16 protein-coding genes are annotated in these 21,319 nt (G+C 63.7%); 7 read left to right on the top strand and 9 right to left on the bottom strand.

Annotated elements, in window-relative coordinates; all coding sequences use genetic code 11:
• The first annotated feature begins 8 nt into the window (after positions 1–8).
• Together ACYVGS_RS11165 and ACYVGS_RS11160 are read left to right on the top strand one after the other, a co-directional pair.
• Positions 9–1,307, top strand: a complete 1,299-nt coding sequence (locus ACYVGS_RS11165) for an MFS transporter (RefSeq protein WP_460588754.1) — start codon at positions 9–11, stop codon at positions 1,305–1,307.
• A gap of 205 nt (positions 1,308–1,512) precedes the next feature.
• Positions 1,513–3,960, top strand: coding sequence for a TonB-dependent receptor (locus tag ACYVGS_RS11160; protein ID WP_460588753.1), 2,448 nt, complete (start codon positions 1,513–1,515; stop codon positions 3,958–3,960).
• A 498-nt stretch (positions 3,961–4,458) separates the two neighbouring features.
• Here ACYVGS_RS11160 and ACYVGS_RS11155 read toward each other — a convergent pair whose 3' ends face one another.
• Positions 4,459–4,731, bottom strand: coding sequence for a hypothetical protein (locus ACYVGS_RS11155; RefSeq protein WP_460588752.1), 273 nt, complete (start codon positions 4,729–4,731; stop codon positions 4,459–4,461).
• A 274-nt stretch (positions 4,732–5,005) separates the two neighbouring features.
• The gene (locus tag ACYVGS_RS11150) at positions 5,006–5,227 is read right to left on the bottom strand and encodes a hypothetical protein (protein WP_460588751.1); all 222 of its coding nucleotides are present in this window, start codon (positions 5,225–5,227) and stop codon (positions 5,006–5,008) included.
• 194 nt (positions 5,228–5,421) lie between these two features.
• Here ACYVGS_RS11150 and ACYVGS_RS11145 point away from each other — a divergent pair, with 194 nt between their 5' ends.
• The 5 genes from ACYVGS_RS11145 (at position 5,422) to ACYVGS_RS11125 (ending at position 10,725) form a co-directional block, all read left to right on the top strand.
• Entirely contained in the window at positions 5,422–6,579 is a 1,158-nt protein-coding gene (locus ACYVGS_RS11145; RefSeq protein WP_460588750.1) for a lysophospholipid acyltransferase family protein, read from the top strand.
• Positions 6,573–8,702 (top strand): ATP-dependent DNA helicase DinG, encoded by a 2,130-nt coding sequence (gene dinG / locus ACYVGS_RS11140; RefSeq protein ID WP_460588749.1) that lies wholly within the window; start codon positions 6,573–6,575, stop codon positions 8,700–8,702. The genes ACYVGS_RS11145 and dinG overlap by 7 nt, the downstream gene beginning before the upstream one ends.
• 73 nt (positions 8,703–8,775) lie before the next feature.
• Positions 8,776–9,303: a 5-(carboxyamino)imidazole ribonucleotide mutase gene (gene purE, locus ACYVGS_RS11135; RefSeq protein ID WP_460588748.1), complete on the top strand. Its 528-nt coding sequence runs from the start codon at positions 8,776–8,778 to the stop codon at positions 9,301–9,303.
• Positions 9,300–10,403 carry a 5-(carboxyamino)imidazole ribonucleotide synthase gene (locus tag ACYVGS_RS11130; RefSeq protein ID WP_460588747.1) on the top strand — a complete coding sequence of 368 codons (1,104 nt, stop codon included), beginning with the start codon at positions 9,300–9,302 and terminating at the stop codon, positions 10,401–10,403. Before purE ends, ACYVGS_RS11130 begins: the two co-directional genes overlap by 4 nt.
• A gap of 4 nt (positions 10,404–10,407) precedes the next feature.
• Positions 10,408–10,725, top strand: a complete 318-nt coding sequence (locus tag ACYVGS_RS11125; RefSeq protein WP_460588746.1) for a YqcC family protein — start codon at positions 10,408–10,410, stop codon at positions 10,723–10,725.
• Positions 10,726–10,774: 49 nt separating this feature from the next.
• Here ACYVGS_RS11125 and fadA read toward each other — a convergent pair whose 3' ends face one another.
• The 7 genes from fadA to ACYVGS_RS11090 form a co-directional block, all read right to left on the bottom strand.
• The gene (gene fadA / locus ACYVGS_RS11120; RefSeq protein ID WP_460588745.1) at positions 10,775–11,950 is read right to left on the bottom strand and encodes an acetyl-CoA C-acyltransferase FadA; all 1,176 of its coding nucleotides are present in this window, start codon (positions 11,948–11,950) and stop codon (positions 10,775–10,777) included.
• A 27-nt stretch (positions 11,951–11,977) separates the two neighbouring features.
• Positions 11,978–14,125 carry a fatty acid oxidation complex subunit alpha FadB gene (gene fadB / locus ACYVGS_RS11115; RefSeq protein WP_460588744.1) on the bottom strand — a complete coding sequence of 716 codons (2,148 nt, stop codon included), beginning with the start codon at positions 14,123–14,125 and terminating at the stop codon, positions 11,978–11,980.
• 279 nt (positions 14,126–14,404) lie between these two features.
• Positions 14,405–15,340: a haloalkane dehalogenase gene (locus ACYVGS_RS11110; RefSeq protein ID WP_460588743.1), complete on the bottom strand. Its 936-nt coding sequence runs from the start codon at positions 15,338–15,340 to the stop codon at positions 14,405–14,407.
• 118 nt (positions 15,341–15,458) lie between these two features.
• Complete coding sequence (locus ACYVGS_RS11105) at positions 15,459–16,364, bottom strand: PA2778 family cysteine peptidase (RefSeq protein WP_460588742.1); 906 nt, start codon at positions 16,362–16,364, stop codon at positions 15,459–15,461.
• A 46-nt stretch (positions 16,365–16,410) separates the two neighbouring features.
• Positions 16,411–16,782, bottom strand: a complete 372-nt coding sequence (locus tag ACYVGS_RS11100) for a PA2779 family protein (protein ID WP_460588741.1) — start codon at positions 16,780–16,782, stop codon at positions 16,411–16,413.
• Between the two features lie 90 nt (positions 16,783–16,872).
• Positions 16,873–18,162, bottom strand: coding sequence for a ribonucleotide-diphosphate reductase subunit beta (locus tag ACYVGS_RS11095; RefSeq protein WP_460588740.1), 1,290 nt, complete (start codon positions 18,160–18,162; stop codon positions 16,873–16,875).
• A 39-nt stretch (positions 18,163–18,201) separates the two neighbouring features.
• Entirely contained in the window at positions 18,202–21,090 is a 2,889-nt protein-coding gene (locus ACYVGS_RS11090; protein ID WP_460588739.1) for a ribonucleoside-diphosphate reductase subunit alpha, read from the bottom strand.
• Positions 21,091–21,319: the final 229 nt, after the last annotated feature.

The raw sequence follows: 21,319 nt of genomic DNA, 5'->3' as shown, positions 1-21,319 counted from the left end.
CCGGAGGGATGGTAAAAATGTCAGATAAGTTACCAGGGCCACGCGTCTCGATATACCCGGGTTGGTTTGTCCTGGCGGCAGGCTTTCTCTGTTCGTTACTTGCCGTCGGGGGTACACACTATGTCTATGGTGTCTACCTGGTACCGATAAGCGAAGAATTCGCTATCTCCCGCTCCATTGGAAATTCCGGAATGATTGCCTTGATGGTTGGTCTGGCAATCTGGTCGCCTTTGGTGGGACGGTGCCTGGATCGCTTCCGGGTTCGTTGGGTGATGGCTCTGGGAGCAGTCTCGGTTGCGGCGGCTTTTCTCACCTTGTCTACAGCTCCGAGTGTACTTTGGTTTCCCACAGTCATTGCCGGACCGCTGGCGTTCGGTGTGTGTGCTTGCGGTTCACTGGCGGCAAATACCGTGGTCGTGAGGTGGTTCGGGTCGCGGCGCGGTCGAGCACTGGGAATCCTGGCTGTATCCACTTCCCTCGGTGGCTTCATCATGGCGCCTTCCGCGGCTTTTTTTATAGACATGCTGGGATGGCGGCAGGCAATGCTGGTACAAGGTGCAATAATGAGTGGGCTAATGCTGTGCATGGCCCTGTTCGTGATTCGCAATCAGCCGCAAGGTTCTGAGTCCGGCTACTCACTTGAGTTCGAAGCCGCGCATTCGGAGCAGGCAGATTGGCAGACCGGTACTCCTGCCTGGGCTTTTTCAGACCTGTTGCGCAACTCTCAATTCTGGATGATGACTCTCGGCCTTGGCTTGCTGTTCGGGAGTGATCAGGCGCTGCTAATATCCAAGGTGCCCTACTTTGTCGATATCGGTCTAAGCCTGCAGCAGGCCGCTGCCCTTGCCGGTCTGATGACCCTTTCGGCAATCGGCGGAAAACTGGTCGTCGGCTATCTGGCGGACACATGGGACCTACGCCACTTGTATTTCCTGGTGGTGCTATGCCATGTCCTGCTTCTGAGCGTGTTCATACTGCAGCCGAACTACATAGTCCTGGCAATCAGTGCCGGCGTTCTCGGACTGGCAGTGGGAGGCGTCTATCCGGTGTGGATGACGTTGATAGCCAGCCACTTCGGCTCTTCCGGCTACGGCACCGTAATGGGTTTGATGGTGATTCTCATGAAGCCGACTGCGATAGCTCTTCTTTATGCCAGTGGGGCCCTGTTCGACCACTATGGAAGTTATCAATGGGCGTTTGTACTTCTTCTGATTTGCGTCGCCGTGTCTTGTGTCTTCATACAGTCTCTGGGCAGACCCACATCGCTGCGAGGGCGCAACCTCGCACCGTCTGGTGCCGGGTTGTGACTCTGGTCGGGAGAATATGATACCGGTAACGTCGTTTTTGGGTAATTCCGTCCATTTTCGCTGACATACCATGGAGAGTGTATGGCAGATCTGCCCTGGCTGATGCACATGAAGATGTACGCCGGGACGTAGACTGTAAGCAGGTGCAAGTCCCATCGCTTCGGATACAAGCAACAGCCAACATAACTATTAGAGGGCTAAACAGATGACAAAAAGATTTGGTTTGAAAAGTCTTGTGGTCAGTGGTGTCGCCGCAGCCCAGTTTGCCGTGGCCCAGGGGGGCGCTGCACCGGCCCTGGAAGTGGTGGTGGTGACCGCTCAAAAGATGGAGCAGAGTATACAGGACGTTCCCATTTCCATCGCGGCGCTGGATGAACTTGCTCTGGAACGCCATGGTGTCAACAGCGTCACCGATATTCGTATGCTGGTTCCCTCCCTCACGGTTCGGCCGAACCCGGTTTCCGACCAGAACCTGCAATTCACTCTGCGCGGCGTGGCGGCAGGGGCTATAGAAGTGACTCAGGATCTTACCGCCGCAGTTCACCTGAACGGTGTGTACATCGCACGGGGCAATGGCTTGAATCTCAGCGTGGCCGATCTGGAGCGGGTCGAGGTGCTGCGTGGGCCTCAGGGTACACTTTACGGGCGTAATGCCACGGCAGGTGCCATCAACTACATCACACGCAAGCCGACCGATGAATTCGAGTTCAGGCAACAATTCACTGCCGGCAATTATGACAAATTTCTTTCGAAGACTACCGTCAACGTGCCGGTTTCCGACACTCTGGCGCTGCGTGCAAGCTACCTGATCGACGACAAGGAAGGATGGATATCCAACAGCTATCCAGGTGGGAGTCCAATCAACGACCGCGACGCGGATGCGGCACGTTTTGATCTTCGCTGGCAACCGACAGAGAATCTGACCCTCGATTATGGGTATGACTGGTCGCGGAGCGAGTATTACTCCCAGCCACTGCAATGCACTACGCTGATTCCCGGTTTGGGTTCTTTGGTGGATCCGGCGACCTGCAGCCCTGATGACCGGCTTGACGACCTGTCATTGCGTGGCAAATTCACGGGTAACGAGGTTTGGGCGCGGGGGCATACTTTTACAGTCGATTGGTCCTATGCGGATGATCACACACTTCGGGCAATCATCGGATATCGCGAGTATGAAGATGATTACCAGGGCATGCTGCTCGCCGGCGGCGAGCGTCTGACTGCGGCAAGTGGCCTTGACACTACCGATGAGTTTGCAGCGATCCCACCATTCCAGTTTCCGCAAAGCTTCATTCATACCGAAGGTGACTATACTTCTATAGAGTTGCAGTTTATAGGCGCATTCAACGAAACGCTGGCCTACAACGCCGGGCTCTACTGGTTTGACGAAGAGGGGCGCGAGACCGGAGAGCGGGGCACCCAGCTGGTTGTCTGGCCGGCTCCGGATTCGCCTATCTTACCCACGGGTTTTGTATCACCCTCCGGTGTTCGCGATCTTGACGCTAGCAATGAATCCGAAGCCGCCTACCTCCAGTTGACCTGGAGTCCCGCGGCTCTTGATGGCAGGTTGGATATCGTGCCAGGCATTCGATATACGCGGGACGATCGCCAGGCATCGCTGTACAACGTCGTATCGGGAGCATCGGTGAACGACCCGGCATTCCGGTTTACCGGCGAAGCGCCGCCCGCCTCAGGTGATATCGGGGATGTGGGTGTGCCGGCGGAGTACGAGGATGACTTCAGTGAAGTGACGCCAAGCCTTGTCGTGCAGTACCACCTGGATCATGCCATCATGGTATACGGTAAGTATGTGGAAGGCTATCGCTCCGGAGGTACCGCGATCAGAGCAACACCAATCCCCGACAATCGCATATTCAAGGAGGGTTTTGATCCCGAAACGCTGACCAGCCTGGAGGCCGGCATCAAGGCTGACTTCCTGGATTCGCGGTTGCGTGTCAACGCCAACGTTTACATCAGTGAATTCGAGGATCAGCAGGTCACTGTGCGCAACTCCAGTCCTGAGTTTGCCGATCTTGCATCCGTCCCTTTTGATATCTTTAACGTGGGTGAATCCACCTATACTGGCACGGAACTGGATGTCAATCTGGCGCTGTCCGCCAATCTTCGCCTCGACATCAGTCATGCCTATATTGAGTACGAGTACGACTCGGTCAAGGACCCGGAAACCGGCGTCGAGATCAAGGAGTTCTTCCATTTCGAGCCGGCGCGCCATAGTGCATCTGTGACACTCGCCTACCGAGAAGATCAGTTTCAGATAGGTAATTTCACAGGCGTTCTCGACGCAAGTCTGAGTTGGAGCTACGAAGATCGTTACGCTTCCAGTTATGTGGACTCCTACAGTGTCGTCACAACACCAGGGCCCAATTTTGGGGAGGTTACACCGGGGCCGGAAATTGACCGTAGCACCTATCGCAACCCCGCTTTCGACCTGGTTAACGCAAGAGTGTCACTGACCGAGCTGGCACTGCTGGGTGACGGTGGCGGCAAGTTTGGCATGGCGCTCTGGGTGAAGAATCTGGCAGATGAGGAGTATTCTTTGATGACCAACCCGATTCTCGCGCCAGTCACCCCGGCCCAACGTTACTGGGGTGAGCCCAGAACCTACGGTATCGACCTTATCTATGAATTCTGAAGAAGGTCGGTTGGAACGGTGATGGACTCGGCGAGAGTAGTACTTGGGCGTAACCCTTGCCCTGGGGGGCGTTCTGCGCGAGTCACGCGGGATATAGGAAGAGTTCGTTACAGAGATTCATCAACTCAATCGACGCTACACTAATTGCCTGATGGGAGTGCTGCAAGAAGGCATCAGGGCCGTGTAAATTCGCGGGGACTGCCTGCCTCCGCTCCTGCGAGACACTATCTATGGCAGTATTGAGCACCTGCTGTGGAATTATTTGACGGAGCGTAAACCTTTGGACGTCGAGTCCTGCGCTGGCGACCTAACCGAACTGGTCTTTCGTGGTGTGAGCAAGCGATTCGAAAGCCCAATGGATAAAGAGGCTAGGGCTCTTGTCAAAGGGCTGAATGAGCTGCTGGCTTCATGAATTTGGTGCTGTTTTGGGCACTTGCTAGTACCCCGGGCTCCAGTCGTACTGTGATCCCGGGGCAATCGATCTGCGGAACGCGGTGATCAAACCGCGTCACAGGCCTCTTTGGCGGCCTTGATCTGCTTCTTTTCGCACTCGTCGTTGAGCTCGGTGCCGACACACCACTTGCGGCGGTTTTCCCAGGCGCTCATGGTGGCGCTTTTGCCGTTGGAGCACTTGACCTGGTAGACGGAGTAAGCCTGGCCGTCAGCGCTCTCCTCGTTGCTCTGGAAAACGATGCTGGTGGGCTTGGCGGCGAAGCTCGCGGCGGAAACGGCGAGCAGGGCAGATGCGGTGATCAGCTTGGCGAAAGTCATTGAAAACTCCTCGGTAGGTTCATCCTGGCCCGGTATCGACGGTCGACGGGGCGGGCCACATTCCATGGCATAAGCGTGGATGCGGAGATTATACGCGCCCGGGAGCTGTGTAGAAACGTTACAAATCGGTAAGATTCGTCGCCTGACAGGTAACAGATCTGCTCTCTGTTGCTTGCCCTCTTTCTAAGGCTCTGTTTTTAGGGGATATTTAGATATTGCAACAGCAGCATTAAGAAAGCGTAATGCCGCTGTTGCGTAACACTGCTAGCCGGATTCAGGCCATCCAGACCAGCACCAGGCCAATCAGCGCCAGCAGGATCGACTGACCGGCCTTGTCCAGCCGGAACAGGCCGTAAAGGTAGGCGAAGGGCGGCAGGATCAGGGCGCACAGGCCCCAGGCGTAGTCGTTCTTCCAGGACTGGATCAGCAGCATGACCCAGCTGGCCAGCAGGGTCGCCAGCCCGAAGGTCAGCAGAGTGGCAGAAGTGGCTTCCATGATTCCTCCAAAAAGCGCGGCGCGCGGTCGAAGCGGGCAGCAGGTTAGCAGAAGGCGGGGTGCCTGTCAGCGCCCGATTGTCCGCCCGTTGCGCGCTCGCGGGGGGAACGGGGCGGCTTGCGGCCACATCCGGCGGATGACTGGCGCAGGCTTTTTGGGTATCGTGTGCCGCTTTCCCCGGGGAGGGTTCCTGGTTGAGTGATCCGTTTGCCGATATCCGTCCTTACCACGATGCGGAAGTGCCGGCGGTGCTGCGTCGCCTGCTTTCGGACCGCGAGCTGCTGGATGCCATCGGGCGCCTGAAGCTCGGGCGCCTGGGGGCGGCCGCGCCGGCCCTGTGCCGCCTCCCGGTCAGCTGGTTCCTGCGCCACCAGCTGCGCGGCGTCAACGACGTGCACGGCATGCAGATGGTGATCAAGTCCTATGTCGAGCAGGTGATAAAGGATACTACGGCGGGTTTCAGCGTCTCCGGTCTCGACCGGCTGGACCCCTCGCGGCCCTGGCTGTTCATGAGCAATCACCGCGATATCGTCATGGACCCGGCCTTCACCAACTACGCCCTCCACTGCAACAACTTTCCCACCCTGCGCATCGCCATCGGCGACAATCTGCTGACCAAGCCCTGGGTTTCCGACCTGATGCGCTTGAACAAGAGCTTCATTGTCCGGCGCTCGGTGAGCGGCCCGCGGGAGCTGCTGGCGGCCTCGCGCCAGCTCGCGGCCTATATCCGCCACTCGCTGCAGGAAGAGGGCGCGCCGGTCTGGATTGCCCAGCGTGAAGGTCGCGCCAAGAACGGTATCGATCGCACCGAGCCGGCGGTGATCAAGATGCTGGCGATGAGCCGCGACAAGTCCCGGGAGTCCCTGTCGGAGCTGGTCGAGGCCCTGGGTATCGTGCCCGTCTCCATTTCCTACGAGCTCGATCCCTGCGACGGGCTCAAGGCGCGGGAGCTCTACCTGCGGGAGTCCACGGGCCATTATGCCAAGGCCGAGCAGGAGGATGTCGCCTCCATCGCCCGCGGCATCTCCGGTCAGAAGGGCCGGGTCCACGTCGCCTTTGGCGAGCCCCTGCGCGGTGACTTCGAGTCCCCCGAGGCGGTGGCGGCGGCGGTCGACGACCAGGTGGTCGCGCTCTACTGCCTGCATCCGACCAACCTTTACGCCTGGCGCCGCCTGCAGGGTGAGTCGGCGACCTTGCCGCCGGATCTTCACCGCGAAGAGGGCAGCTGCAGCCGGGCCGCGTTTGATGCCCGTATCGAGGCGCTGCCCGAGGCACACCGGGAGCAGGCCCTGGGGATCTACGCCAATGTGGTCTCCGCCAAGCTGGCCCGGCTGCAGGCCCGGGGGTGCTGAGCGAGGAGCTCAAGGCGCGGATCCGGGAGGCCTATGCGGCCATCCAGTCCGCCCGCAAGCTGAGTCCCCGCTGGGGACAACGGCAGATGATCGCCACCATCGCCAATACCCTGGCGCGCATCCCCCCGGCGGATGACCCGGAAGAGGCCGGTCTGCCGCCCATCTGTGTGGTAGAGGCGGGCACCGGTACCGGCAAGACCATTGCCTATACCCTGGCGGCGATCCCCCTGGCCCAGGCGCGGGGCAAGCGCCTGGTGGTCGCGACCGCAACCGTGGCTCTGCAGGAGCAATTCGTCCACAAGGACCTGCCGGATATCCGTCGCCACAGCGGCTTGTCCTTCTCGTCAGCCCTGGCCAAGGGGCGCCGTCGCTATGTCTGTCTGTCCAAGCTGGACCGCCTGTTGATGGAGGGCAGTGCCGGCGACTTCCTGCCGCTCTACCCCGACGAACAGGCGGCCGGCACACCGGCCGACGCCTTGCCTCTGTATGCTTCCATGCTGGATGCCCTGGGCCGTGGCGAGTGGGACGGCGATCGCGACAACTGGCCGGGTGAAATGGCCGAGGAGACCTGGCTGGCGGCAACTTCCGATCACAGTCAGTGCAGCGGGCGCCGCTGCCCCAATGTCAGTCAGTGCAGTTTTTTCAAGGCCCGGGAGGATCTGCAGCAGGCGGACGTGATCGTGGCCAACCACGACCTGGTGCTGGCCGACCTGGCGCTGGGCGGTGGTGCCATCCTGCCGCCGCCGGAAGACAGTATTTATATCTTCGACGAGGGGCACCACCTCCCCGACAAGGCGCTCTCGCATTTCAGCAGCTTCTGTCGCCTGCACACCACGCAGCAGTGGCTCCAGGACAGCGGCAAGCAGCTGGCCCAGGGTGCGAAGCTGCTGGCACAGCTGCCCGATGGCAAGCGCCTGCTGGAGAGCCTGCCGCCGATTCTGGAGGAGGCCCGCGCCGGCCTGCAGACTGCCGAGCAGGCGGTGGCGGCGCTGTTCCCGGCCCCCGATGGTCGCGGCAGCCCCGAGGGGCAGACACTGCGCTTTCCCCACGGTCAGGTGCCGGAGTCGTTGTCGGGACTGGCCACCGGGTTGGCGGCCCAGTTCGATCGACTGCAATCCGTGTTCTCACGGTTGTCGGACCAGCTGGAGGCGGCCCTGGATGACGCCGACAGCAAGCTCGACCGCGAGGATGCGGAATCCTGGCACCTCGCGGTGGGCGGCATGCTGGGTCGTGCGGAAGCGACACTCGAGCTGTGGCGGGATTTCGCCGCGGACACCTCCCGCGAAGAGCCGCCGCGGGCGCGCTGGGCACGCCTGCTGGAGAGCGGTGGCCAGGCGGGCTTCGAGTTGCGCTGCAGCCCTATCCTGGCGGCAGACCTGTTGCAGGATGTGCTCTGGTCGCGCGCCGCCGGCGTGGTGGTCACCTCGGCCACGCTGACGGCCTTGTCCTCCTTCGAGCGGTTTATCCTGCATTCCGGTGTACCCCGGGAGGCCGAGTTTCAGGTGGTGACCAGCCCCTTCGACTACTCGCGGGCCACGCTGGTGGTGCCGGCCATGGATTGCGATCCCGGAGACGCCGAGGCACATACCGCCGCGCTGGTGGCGGGCCTGCCCGGCTGGCTGGATCCAACCGAGGCCAGCCTGGTGCTGTTTTCCGCCCGCCGTCAGATGCAGGCGGTTTATGAAGGGTTGGCGGATCGCCTGGGTGAGCAGATCCTGATGCAGGGGCAGGCGAGCAAGCAGGAATTGCTGCGGCGCCATCGCGAAGCCGTGGATGCCGGCAAGGGCAGTATCCTGTTTGGCCTTGCCAGCTTTGCCGAGGGGGTGGATCTGCCCGGCCACTACTGTTGCCATGTGCTTATCGCGCGCATTCCCTTCGCCGTGCCGGACAGCCCGATCGAGGCCGCCCTGGCGGAATGGGTGGAGGCTCGCGGGCGCAATGCCTTCATGGAGATCAGTGTCCCGGATGCCAGTCTGCGCCTGCTGCAGGCCTGCGGCAGGCTGCTGCGCACCGAGGCCGATAGCGGCCGCGTCACGCTGCTGGACCGGCGCCTGCTGACCCGCCGCTACGGGCGCGCCATTCTCGACTCGCTGCCGCCCTTCCGGCGGGAATTTGGCATATAATTACCGGTCATTTTGAATTCATGCATTCACTGACGGGCACGGGCGTGCCCGTTCCTGCATCAAGGGAGTTGCCATGAGCGCGAACACAGCCTCGCGAGCGAATGAGTTGCCCCGGGTGGGCGTCGTGATGGGTTCCACCTCGGACTGGGAGACACTGTCCGGCTGCGCGGAAACTCTCGAAGCCCTGGAGATACCCCACAGCGTTGAGGTGGTTTCCGCACATCGCACTCCGGACAAACTGTTTGCCTATGCCGAAGAGGCCGAGGCGCGCGGGCTGGCGGTCATCATTGCCGGCGCGGGTGGCGCTGCTCACCTGCCGGGGATGCTGGCGGCGAAAACCTGGGTGCCGGTACTGGGCGTGCCGGTGCAGTCCCGCGCCCTCTCCGGCATGGATTCGCTGCTGTCGATTGTCCAGATGCCCGCCGGCGTACCCGTGGGCACCCTGGCCATTGGTCGGGCTGGGGCGGTGAACGCCGCGTTGATGGCGGCTGCCATGCTGGCAGTGGAGGATCCCGCCCTGCGGGAGCGGCTCAAGCAATGGCGCGCGGCCCAGACCGAGCGGGTGCTGGCCAACGCAGACCCGCGGGAGGCGACGGCGTGAACATCGGTATCCTGGGCAACGGCCAGCTGGCGCGCATGTTGGCCCTGGCGGGCCGTCCGCTGGGTGTCGGCTGTGTTTTCTATGCCGATGAAGTCAGTCCCTGCACCCGCAACCTGGGCGAGACCGTCTGCGGGCATTTCGACGACGGCGAGTCCCTGGACACCCTGGCGAAGGGCACGCAGCGTATCACCGTGGAGAAGGAAGATCTGCCGGTGGCCAGCCTGGAAGCCCTGCAGGCGCGTGAACTGCTGGCGCCAGGGCTACAGGCCGTGGCTGCTTCCCAGGACCGGCTGGACGAGAAGACCCTGCTGCGGCGCCTGGATATTGCCACGGCGCCCTTCTGGGTGGTCGACTCCCTGGAAGATCTGCGTGCTGCCATGGCGGAGGCCGGCAATGCAGCGATTCTGAAGACCCGCCGTTCGGGCTACGATGGCCGCGGGCAATGGCGCCTGGATGCGGGCTCGGACCTCGATGCGGTGTGGCGGGAACTGGCGGGGCGGCCGGCCCTGCTGGAGGGCATGGTGCCCTTTGATTGCGAGCTGTCGATTATCGGCGTGCGCGGCGACGACGGCGAGTGCCGTTTCTGGCCGCTGTCCGAGAACACCCACCGCGACGGCATCCTGCACATCTCCTTCAGCCGCCCGGGCCACCCGCTCCAGGGCCGTGCCGAGGACATCCTGCGCCGCCTGATGGAGGCGCTGGACTATGTCGGCGTGCTTGCCCTCGAACTGTTTCTGGTGGGCGACGAGCTGCTGGCCAACGAATTTGCCCCGCGGGTCCACAACAGCGGCCACTGGACCATCGAGGGGGCGGTGACCTCCCAGTTCGAGAACCATGTGCGGGCGGTGGCAGGTTTGCCCCTGGGCGACACGGCGCCGCGCGGCTACAGTGCCATGATCAACCTGCTGGGGGAGATTCCCCCGGTGGAGGCCCTGCTGGCAGTGCCCGGTGTGCATCTGCACTGCTACGACAAGGCGCCCAAGCCCGGCCGCAAGCTGGGCCACGTGACCCTGTGCGCCGACGACCCGGCGGCCCTGCAGCAGCAGCTGCAGCCACTCTACGCGGTGCTGGGACTGGAAGAAGGCGGCGATCGGAGCTAGTTCAATGCGCACCGAAGTCGCGGAACTGCTGATCGACATCGAGGCGGAGCTGCGTCAGCTCGCCCTCTGGGAGCGGGTGCCGCCGCCGGCCAGTGCCCTGGCCTCCAGCGAACCTTTCTGCATCGATACCCTGAGCCTGCCCCAGTGGCTGCAGTTCGTGTTCCTGCCCACGCTCTATCGTTTGCTGGAGGAGGAGACAGCGCTGCCCGAGCGTTGTGCGATAACGCCCATGGCGGAGGAATACTTCCGCGGCTCGCAGCTGGCGACAAGCAACCTGCTGGCTACCCTGCAGCGCATGGACGACCTGCTGACCGCGGAGTAAGCGGCCCCTGCCCGGGCGGGCAAGGGCCGTTGAAGTACAGGCTCGCGGGTCAGACCCGCTCAATCACCGTGGTGATGCCCTGGCCGAGGCCGATGCACATGGTGGATACGCCCAGGGTCAGGTCGCGTTCCTGCATCACGTTCAGCAGCGAGCCGGTGATGCGCGTACCGGAGCAGCCGAAGGGGTGGCCCAGGGCAATCGCCCCGCCGTGCACGTTGACCTTGTCTTCCATGACATCCAGCAGCCCCAGGTCCTTGAGTACCGGCAGGGCCTGGGCGGCGAAAGCCTCGTTCAGCTCCACCATCTCGATGTCCTTGATGGTGAGGCCCAGCTTTTTCAGCGCCTTCTGCGTGGAGGGCACCGGGCCGTAGCCCATGATGGAGGGATCGACCCCCGCCACGGCCATGCCGCGCACCCGGGCGATGGGCTCCAGGCCCAGGGCCTTGGCCCGCTCCGCGGACATCACCAGCATGGCCGAGGCGCCGTCGGAGATCTGCGAGGAGGTACCGGCGGTGACGGTGCCGCCCTTGGGGTTGAAGGCCGGGGGCAGGGAGGCCAGGCCTTCCAGAGTGCTGTCACCGCGGATGGTTTCATCCTGATCCACCAGCACCAGGGCGCCGTTGGCGTCGTGGCCCTCGATGGGGATGATCTCGCGGTCGAACTTGCCCTCGTCCCGGGCCTTCGCTGCCAGCTTGTGGGAGCGCAGGCCGAACTGGTCCTGCTGCTCGCGGCCAATGCCGTGGATCAGGGCCAGGTACTCGGCGGTCATCCCCATCATGCCCGCGGCCTTGGCCACGTTCAGGCCGAGCCTGGGGTTCGGGTCCAGGGATTCCATCATCGGCAGGTGGCCGAGGTGCTCGACACCGCCTACCAGGTAGACATCACCGAGGCCGGCCATGATATTGGCGCTCGCCGTGTGCAGGGCGGACATCGAGGACCCGCAGAGGCGGTTGACGGTCTGCGCCGGAATGGTGAAGGGCAGCTGGGCTCGCAGCAGGATGTTGCGGGCAATGTTGAAGGCCTGCTCTTCCCGCTGCAGTACGCAGCCCCAGATAAAGTCGTCGATCTCGTTCACGTCCAGGCCGGGGTTGCGCTCCAGCAGGCCCTTGATCACCCCGACGGAAATGTCGTCGGCGCGCACGTTGCGGAAGCAGCCGTTCTTGGAGCGGCCCATGGCGCTGCGGGCGAAGTCGACGATGACAGCGTCTCTCGGATTCAGACTCACGTTGGTTCTCCTCTCGTTCACCCGGTTTCAGTAGTAGGTCTTGCCGCTGGAGAGCATTTCGCGCATGCCCTCGGTCAGCTCGTAGCTCTTGCCCAGCTCCGCGAACTTGTCGGAGGCTTCGGCGAGCTTGTCCATGCCGATGCTGTCGATCCAGCGGAAGATACCGCCGCGGAAGGGGGGGAAGCCGAGCCCGTAGAGCAGGGCCAGGTCCGCCTCGGCGGGGGTGCCGACGATCTCGTCCTCCAGGCAGCGGGCCATCTCGGTGGCCATGGGGAGCATCATGCGGAAGACGATGTCTTCCTCGCTGAACTCCACGCGCTCGCCGACCACCGGGGCGATCAGCTCGTAGGTCTCGTCCACCGGGGTTTTCTTCGGCTTGCCGCGCTTGTCGGGGCTGTAGTCGTAGAAGCCCTTGCCGTTTTTCTGGCCGTAGCGCTCGTTCTCGAACATCACTTCGGTGCCGGTCTTGAAGTCCAGCTTCATGCGGTCGGGGAAGCCTTCGGCCATCACCTCGGCGGCGTGCACGGCGGTGTCGATACCCACCACGTCGAGCAGGTAGGCGGGACCCATGGGCCAGCCCCAGCGCTCCATCGCCTTGTCCACCGCCTGGAAGTCGGCGCCGTCACGCAGCAGTTTGGAGAAGCCGTCGAAGTAGGGGAACAGGGTGCGGTTGACCAGGAAGCCCGGGCAGTCCTTCACCACCACGGCCTTCTTGCCCATCTTGTTGGCGTAGGCGACGGTGCGGGCGACCGCGGTATCCGAGGTTTTCTCGCCGCGGATGACCTCGACCAGGGGCATGGCGTGCACCGGGTTGAAGAAGTGCATGCCGCAGAAGTTTTCCGGCCGCTTCAGGGCCTCCGCCAGGCGCGTGATGGAAATGGTCGAGGTGTTGGAGGCGAGGATGGTGTCCTCGGTGACCTTGCCCTCGGTCTCCGCCAGCACCGAGCGCTTGACCTTCTCGTTCTCGATCACCGCTTCCACCACCACATCGGCCTCCTCGAAACCGGTGTAGTCCAGGGTGGGGGTGATGCTGGAGAGCACTTCGGCCATTTTGCCCGGGTTCATCTGGCCGCGGTCGACGCGCTTGGCCAGCAGCTTGCCAGCCTCCGCCATGCCCAGGTCCAGGCCCTCCTGGGCGATATCCTTCATCAGCACCGGCGTCCCCTTGTAGGCGGACTGGTAGGCGATGCCACCGCCCATGATGCCCGCACCCAGTACGGCGCCGCGACGGATCTTGCGGTCCGCCTGCTTCTCCCAGCCCTTGGCCTTCTTGCCCAGCAGCTGGTCGGAGAGGAAGACGCCGACCAGGGCGGCTGCCTGGGGCGTTACGGCGAGGTCGGCAAAGCCCTCCGCCTCGACTTTCAGGGCGTCTTCTAGCCTCATGCTGCGGGCCTGCTCCATCACCTCGACCACCTTGACCGGGGCCGGGTAATTGCGACCCGCCTGCTGCTGGACCATGGCCTTGGTGGTAAAGAAGGCCATGGTGGCCTCGGTGTCATTCAGGGGCAGGGGGCCGCTCTTGGCCTGGCGGCGGGCCTGGTAGTCCAGCTTGCCGTCGATGGCCTGCTGAAGCGTGGTCAGGGTGACCTCGCGCAGCTGTTCGGGGGCCGCGACAGCGTCGACCGCGCCCGCTTTCAGGGCAGCATCGGGACGCTGCTCGGCGGCGGTGGCGATCCAGGTCACGGCCGTGTCCACGCCGACGATGCGCGGCAGGCGCACCGTGCCCCCCCAGCCGGGGAGGATTCCCAGCTTGGTTTCCGGCAGGCCCACTTTGGCGGCACTGCTCATGACGCGGAAATCACAGGCCAGGCAGACCTCGAAGCCGCCGCCCAGGGCGTAGCCGTTGATGGCCACGGCGCTGGGGTAGGGCAGGGCCTGCAGGCGGTTGAAGTTGGTGTTGTTGGGGCCGGTAAATTCGCTGATCTTGTCTTTCCCGGCGGCAAACAGGCCAGTAAATTCGGTGATGTCGGCCCCGACGATGAAGACCGGCTTGCCGCTGGTGACCAGCAGGCCCTTGAGGCCGGATTCAGCTTCCAGGGCATCCAGGGCCTCGCTGAGGCACTGCACCGTGGCAGCGTTGAACTTGTTGACGGATTCTCCCTGGAGGTCGAAGTGCAGCTCGGCGATGTCCCCGTCGAGGCGGGTCACGGTGAGCGCGTCGCTCTGGTAGATCATGTCGCGTTCCTGTGTGGGTTGTTGGAAATGTCGGCGCGCGAGGCAGCGACGTAATGGTAAAGGGCGTCCATTGTAGCCCCCTGGTCCAGCAAGGTGAACCGGGGGCGCAGCGGGTGCGCGGATGGTGGGTATTCACTGCACTGATGCCCGGGTTGCCGGGTTGCCGGGTTGCCGGGTTGCCGGGTTGCCGGGTTGCCGAGCGTCGCGCGGTCGCGGGGCCGTCGGGGCCGGGTCATCCGATACCCCGCTGCGGGCCTGTCCCGGCACGGCGAAAGGGGGTCAGCCCGGCGGCTGGACTTGCTTCGAGACGACGTCGGCGAGAGCCGGGCCCTGTTCTTCCTGCAGAAAATGGCCGGCGCCGGCGATCACCGGATGGGGCTGCCCGCGTGCGCCGGGTATTCGCTGGCGGAAGACCTCCGCCCAGGCGGCGGTGGAGGGGTCGCTGTCGCTGAAGGCGGTGACAAAGGGCTTTTCCCAGGTTTCCAGCAGCCGCCAGGTGGCCCGGTTCTCCGCCGTGCCGGGCATGTCTTCGCGGATCGGGATCAGCGAGGGAAATTCCAGGGGGCCTGCTTTGTAGGCGGGTTCCGGGAATGGCGCGTCGTAGGCGGCGCGGACGGCGTCCGGCAGCGGGTTGACGCAGACAGCCGCCACGGTGTCCCCGACTGGCAGATCGTCCGCTGTTGCGGTTGCCGCAACCCACTGGGTGACGATATCCCCGGGCCAGTCGGGGACGCCCTTTGGCGGCGCCTCGCAGGTGGGGAGCAGGGTGTTGGCGGCGACGACCGCGGCGAAGCGGGCCGGATCCCGGGCCAGTACCGACAGGCCAATCGGGCCTCCCCAGTCCTGACAGACCAGCGTAACCTCCCGCAGGTCCAGGCTGTTCACCAGGTCGGCAATCCAGCCCACATGGGCGGCGTAGCTGTAGTCCTGGCGGCGGACCAGCTTGTCCGAACGACCAAAGCCAATCAGGTCCGGTGCAATGCAACGCAGCCCCTGTGCACTCAGCGCGCGGATCATGTGCCGGTAGAGAAAGCACCAGGTGGGCTCGCCGTGCAGCATCAGTACCACCGGGCCGTCGACGGGACCCACGTCCAGGTAGTGCAGGCGGAGTGGCCCGTGCTCGGGGTGTTGAACGGTGAGGTAATTGGGGTCCCAGGGGAAGTCGGGCAGTTTGTCGAAGCAGGTTTCGGGGGTGCGCAGCACGAGTGGATTCATGAGGTGCCTTTTATGTTTTTTGTCAGGCCCGTTCGGGCCCAGGTGAAAGATGCTGCCAGTACAGCCAGTGTCAGGCCGCGATGCAAACCGCGGGGTTTGCTTATCCCAACTGTGACTTCTAAAAAGTGCCTGCCAATGACCCGCAGTGTGGGGCATCCCGTGTGCCGGCCTGCTTGATTTCCGCAGCGGTCTGGCGGATGAGCGATAGCAGAGGTGCAGAAGCTTGCGCGGCGAGGGCAGGTTCAATCACCGAGCTGGCGGCAACGGGGCAGTCCTCCCGCAGCAGCAGGTCGGCGAAATTGTTGCGCGCACTGAGGTGGTCCGGGTGCTCTTGCAGCAGGGCCCGGTAGCGCGCGGCTGCCTCGCGGTGGCGTCCGCTGGCATAGAGCGCATTGGCACTGCCGAACAGGGGAGCGCTGGCCTTCGGCCAGCGCTCCAGTGCACTGTCCCAGGTCTCTGTCGCGAGGGGCACGGGCAAGGAGCTTTCCTGACTGGCCAGTGCGCGGGCGAGTGCATCCGGTCCCGTGTATGACGCGGGCAGCTGATCCGGCGGCAGTACCACGAGCCCCCACATGCCGGCGCGGTTCCAGCTGGCCAGGAAACGCCCCCAGGGCTCCTCGCGGCGCTTTTCCCGGCCCGAACGCAGGATGACCCGCCGTGTCTCGGGCTGGTAGCCAATCACCACCGCATAGTGCCAGACCGGCAGTGCGGACACGCCAAGGTTCTGCAGGACCAGCACGGGATTGCCCGCATTCAGCTCGCTGAACAGGGCCTCGATGCCGCCCTCCAGCGGCCAGGGAATACGCCCGGCGCGGCGCGCTGCTGCGCGCAGCTCGGGTTGCAGGCTGCCTTCACGCCCGGGCAGGTAAACCTGCGGTACCAGTGTCTCGGCGTCGGTGTCGATGCCGGTGTGCACCAACACCGTGGCCAGTGCAGCGGGGCCGCATTGGTAGTCGGCCTGGGGAAAGAAGGGGACGCTCGCCAATTCGATGGCGCGGGCGGTGTTGGGCGGTTGCGGGAGCACCGCGCAGCCCTGGAGCCACGCGGCAAGCAACAGCAGAAGTGAAAGCCTAGACCTTGTTGAAAATGTTGGTGACGCCAACGATTTCCAGCACCAGCAGAACCACGAAAATCACACCCAGCACGCCCAGGATACCGCCCGCTGGCAGTTCATCCATGCGTTCGGCGAGCAGCTGCTGCTCCTCGACGGTGAGTGCGTCAATACGTGCCTGGGCGTCCACCGGGTCGACCCCCAGGGCCACCAGCTTCGACTGCACGGCATCCGAGGCAATGGCCTGGGTGAGCTGCCGGGTGGCAGTCTGACCGGCCTCGGCACGGAAGTGCTCGCTGGACCCGATCACGGCAGCCTGGGCCGTGCCAAGGGTACTGGCAAGTACCAGAGCCAGCGACTGCAACAGAATCAAAAGACGTTTTTTCAGCATGGTCGTACCTCTCCCTGGACAATACCTGCCTGCAGTATAGCCACCCGCGTTGACAGGCAGAAGGTGAAATCTGCGGATTCGCTCAGGTTTTCAATCCCAGTTCAGCGCCCCACCGGTCTGGTACTCGATTACCCGTGTCTCGAAGAAGTTCTTCTCCTTGCGCAGGTCCATGATTTCACTCATCCAGGGGAAGGGGTTCTGGGCACCGGGAAACTGCTCGGGCAGGCCCAGCTGGACCAGGCGGCGGTTGGCGATGAAGTGCAGGTATTCCTCCATCATGCCGGCATTCATGCCCAGTACACCCCGGGGCATGGTATCCCGGGCGTATTCGATCTCCAGCTGGGTGCCCTCCAGGATCATCTGGATCACCTCCTGCTGGAAGGTCTCGGTCCACAGGTGCGGGTTCTCCAGCTTGATCTGGTTGATCATGTCGATGCCGAAGTTCAGGTGCATCGACTCGTCGCGCAGGATGTACTGGAACTGCTCCGCCACCCCGGTCATCTTGTTGCGACGGCCCATGGAGAGGATCTGGGTGAAGCCGCAGTAGAAGAAGATGCCTTCGGTCACCGCGTAGAAACCGATCAGGTTGCGCAGCAGGGTCTGGTCGGTTTCCGGGGTGCCGGTGTGGAAGGTCGGATCCGAGAGGTGGTGGGTGTGACTGAGACTCCAGGCGGCCTTGCGCGCCACCGAGGGCACTTCCCGGTACATGTTGAACACCGCGCCCTCGTCCATGCCCAGGGACTCGATGCAGTACTGGTAGGCATGGGTATGGATGGCCTCCTCGAAGGCCTGGCGCAGCAGGTACTGGCGGCACTCCGGATTGGTGATCAGGCGATAGATGGCCAGCACCAGGTTGTTGGCCACCAGGGAGTCGGCGGTGGAGAAGTAGCCCAGGCTGCGCATGACGATGCGGCGTTCGTCCTCGGTCAGCCCGTCGGGGCTTTTCCAGGTGGCGACGTCGGCGGTCATGTTGATTTCCTGGGGCATCCAGTGGTTGGCGCAGCCGTCCAGGTATTTCTGCCAGGCCCAGTCGTACTTGAAGGGCACCAGCTGGTTGAGGTCGGCGCGGGCGTTGATCATCGCCTTCTCGTCCACCGAGACGCGCGCGGCACCCATCTCCAGTTCTTCCAGACCGGGGGCCACATCGAGGTGTTCCAGCGCTTCCGCGGCGGCGGCCAGGTTGGCGGCCGCTACGCTGTCGGCGGGCGTTGCAACCGGGCTTGCCGCTGCCCCGGCAGTCGATCCGGCCGCGGCAGTTTCCTTTGCATTGTTCGGTGTCTCCGGGCTTGCGGCGGTGGCCGCCTCCCGAGGGGGAGGCGGCGGCGCCGGGCGCGCGGGCTTGAGGGTGTCTTCGCTGTGGTAGTCGTCCCAACTCAGCATACTGTCAAATCCTCACAAGTCAGTCAGTGTGGGCCCGCCTTACTGGCAGGCCTCGCAGTCCGGGTCGTCCAGGGAGCAGGCCGCGGGCACAGGCGCCGGTGCCGCCTGCACGCTCTGGCTGCCGGCGGAAACCGCGTTCAGGTTGCCGGTGCTGATGGTGGATTTCTCGGTACCGGTGGCGGCCAGGGAGCGCAGGTAGTAGGTGGTCTTGAGGCCGCTGTACCAGGCCATGCGGTAGGTGACGTCGAGCTTCTTGCCGCTGGCGTTGTTGATATAGAGGTTGAGTGACTGCGCCTGGTCGATCCACTTCTGGCGACGGCTGGCCGACTCCACCAGCCAGCGCGGCTCTACCTCAAAAGCGGTGGCGTAGATCGCTTTCAGGTCCGCGGGCACGCGGTCGATGGCCTGCACGCTGCCGTCGTAGTACTTGAGGTCGTTGACCATGACGTTGTCCCACAGGCTGCGGGCCTTGAGGTCGCGCACCAGGTAGGGATTGACCACCGTGAACTCCCCGGAGAGGTTGGATTTCACGTAGAGGTTCTGGTAGGTCGGCTCGATCGACTGGGATACCCCGGTGATATTGGCGATGGTCGCCGTGGGGGCGATCGCCATCACGTTGGAATTGCGCATGCCCTGCGCCTTGACCTGCTCGCGCAGGCTCGTCCAGTCCAGGGTCTGGCTGCGGTCCACCTGCAGGTAGTCACTGCCGCGCTCGCGCTCGAGGATGTCCAGGGAATCGATGGGGAAGATGCCCTGGCTCCACAGGGAGCCGGCGTAGCTGGAGTAGCTGCCGCGCTCGGCGGCGAGTTCGCTGGAGGATTCGATGGCGAAGTAGCTGATTGCCTCCATGGAGCGGTCGGCGAAGGTGACGGCCTGATCCGAGCTGTAGGCGATGTGCTGCTTGTAGAGGGCATCCTGGAAGCCCATCACCCCGAGGCCGACCGGCCGGTGGCGCAGGTTGGAGCGCTCCGCCTGGGGCACCGAGTAGTAGTTGATGTCGATCACGTTGTCCAGCATGCGCACCGCGGTACGAACGGTCTTGCGCAGCTTGTCCAGGTCGAGCTGGCCGTCGACGATGTGCTGGGGCAGGTTGATGGAGCCCAGATTACACACCGCGATCTCGTCGTCGCTGGTGTTCAGGGTGATCTCGGTGCACAGGTTGGAGGAGTGCACCACCCCGGCGTGCTGCTGCGGGGAGCGCAGGTTGCAGGGGTCCTTGAAGGTCATCCAGGGGTGCCCGGTCTCGAACAGCATGGCCAGCATCTTGCGCCACAGGTTCTGGGCGCGCACGGTCTTGTGCAGCTTGAGCTTGCCGGCTTTGGCCTGTTCCTCGTAGCCGATGTAGCGCTCCTCGAAAGCGCGCCCGTAGAGATCGTGCAGGTCCGGCGTGTCGCTGGGGGAGAACAGGGTCCACTCGCCGTCTTCGAAAACCCGCTTCATGAACAGGTCCGGGATCCAGTTCGCGGTGTTCATGTCGTGGGTGCGCCGGCGGTCGTCGCCGGTGTTCTTGCGCAGCTCGACGAACTCCTCGATGTCCAGGTGCCAGGTCTCCAGGTAGGCGCACACGGCCCCCTTGCGCTTGCCGCCCTGGTTGACCGCCACCGCGGTGTCATTGACCACCTTGAGGAAGGGCACGACACCCTGGCTCTTGCCGTTGGTGCCCTTGATGTAGGAGCCCAGCGCGCGCACCCGGGTCCAGTCGTTGCCCAGGCCACCGGCGAACTTGGACAGCATGGCGTTGTCCTGGATGGCCCCGAAGATGCCGCGCAGGTCGTCCGGCACCGAGGTCAGGTAGCAGGAGGAGAGCTGGGGGCGCAGCGTGCCGGCATTGAACAGGGTCGGCGTGGAGCTCATGTAGTCAAAGGAGGACAGCAGTTCGTAGAACTCGATGGCGCGGGCATCCTTTTCCGGCTCGCGCAGGGCCAGGCCCATGGCGACGCGCATGAAGAAGATCTGCGGCAGCTCGAAACGCACCCCCTCGCTGTGGATGAAATAGCGGTCGTAGAGGGTCTGCAGGCCCAGGTAGGTGAATTGCAGGTCGCGTTCCGGCAGCAGGGCCCGCCCGAGGCGCTCGAGATCGTAGTCGGCCAGTGCCGGGTCGAGCAGCTCCAGGGCCACACCTTTCTCGACATAGGCGCTCAGGGCGCGGGCGTAGAGTTCCGTCATTTGCGACTGGGTGGCCGCCGCGGCAACCCCGAGGAACTGCAGCGCCTCGGCGCGCAGAGTGTCGCAGAGCAGGCGCGCGGCAACGTAGCTGTAGTTCGGGTCCTGCTCGATCAGGGTCCGTGCCGTGATCACCAGGGAGGTGGACAGTTCCGCAGCGGTGACCCCGTCGTAAAGGTTGCGCAGGGCCTCGTCGATGATGCGACTGGCAGACACGTCGGTGAGATCGGCGCAGGCCTCGGTGACCAGGGTGTGCAGGCGCTCGAGGTCCAGGGGTTGGCGGCTGCCGTCCGGATGCTGCACGTTGATACTACCGGCCGCCTCCTGGGCCGCGGGGGACAGCGATTTGCGGGCTGCGCGCTTGCGCGCCTGCTCCTCGCGGTAGATGACGTAGTCACGGGCTACCTTGTGCTCGCCGGCGCGCATCAGGGCCAGTTCCACCTGGTCCTGGATGTCCTCGATATGTACTGTGCCGCCGGAGGACATGCGCCGCTCGAAGGTGCCCACGACCTGGTCGGTGAGGCGGGAGACGGTTTCATGGATGCGGCTGGAGGCGGCGGCGGTACCGCCCTCCACCGCAAGAAAGGCCTTGGTGATGGCCACGGAGATCTTGCTGGCCTCGAAGCTCACCACCGTGCCATTGCGCTTGATCACGCGAAGCTGCCCGGGGGCGGTGGCTTCCAGCCTGGCACTGGCGCTGGTCGACTCACCGCTGACGTCGGGCCCCGGTGCCTGGGTGCTGGCCGGGCTGGTCTCTGTGTACATACGCTTTCCCCCGCAGGCCGCTGCGCCTGCCTCTCCCTGTGGTTGCTGGTTGCCCGCCGCCCGGACGGGTGCTGTATCAATCCTTGTGAGCTTGCGGCCCATTGTGACTGGCGCTTTTGTTATCGCGTTCGGGCCAGTACGCGCCATCCGGTCCGGTGGCGCCAGCGTGTCAAATGCCGCGCTGCACCCAATATATTGGGGTGGTTTGACGAATGCCCTACAAGATAAT

The sequence above is a fragment of the Haliea atlantica genome (assembly GCF_054779855.1).
This window is presented reverse-complemented; position numbering and strand designations above follow the sequence as displayed.

Bases quoted from the DNA above. Each gene is read 5' to 3' on its own strand.
- ACYVGS_RS11165 (WP_460588754.1), top strand. From the start codon at position 9: ATGGTAAAAATGTCAGATAAGTTACCAGGGCCACGCGTCTCGATATAC.
- ACYVGS_RS11160 (WP_460588753.1), top strand. From the start codon at position 1,513: ATGACAAAAAGATTTGGTTTGAAAAGTCTTGTGGTCAGTGGTGTCGCC.
- ACYVGS_RS11155 (WP_460588752.1), bottom strand. From the start codon at position 4,731: ATGACTTTCGCCAAGCTGATCACCGCATCTGCCCTGCTCGCCGTTTCC.
- ACYVGS_RS11150 (WP_460588751.1), bottom strand. From the start codon at position 5,227: ATGGAAGCCACTTCTGCCACTCTGCTGACCTTCGGGCTGGCGACCCTG.
- purE (WP_460588748.1), top strand. From the start codon at position 8,776: ATGAGCGCGAACACAGCCTCGCGAGCGAATGAGTTGCCCCGGGTGGGC.
- ACYVGS_RS11125 (WP_460588746.1), top strand. From the start codon at position 10,408: ATGCGCACCGAAGTCGCGGAACTGCTGATCGACATCGAGGCGGAGCTG.
- fadB (WP_460588744.1), bottom strand. From the start codon at position 14,125: ATGATCTACCAGAGCGACGCGCTCACCGTGACCCGCCTCGACGGGGAC.
- ACYVGS_RS11110 (WP_460588743.1), bottom strand. From the start codon at position 15,340: ATGAATCCACTCGTGCTGCGCACCCCCGAAACCTGCTTCGACAAACTG.
- ACYVGS_RS11100 (WP_460588741.1), bottom strand. From the start codon at position 16,782: ATGCTGAAAAAACGTCTTTTGATTCTGTTGCAGTCGCTGGCTCTGGTA.
- ACYVGS_RS11095 (WP_460588740.1), bottom strand. From the start codon at position 18,162: ATGCTGAGTTGGGACGACTACCACAGCGAAGACACCCTCAAGCCCGCG.
- ACYVGS_RS11090 (WP_460588739.1), bottom strand. From the start codon at position 21,090: ATGTACACAGAGACCAGCCCGGCCAGCACCCAGGCACCGGGGCCCGAC.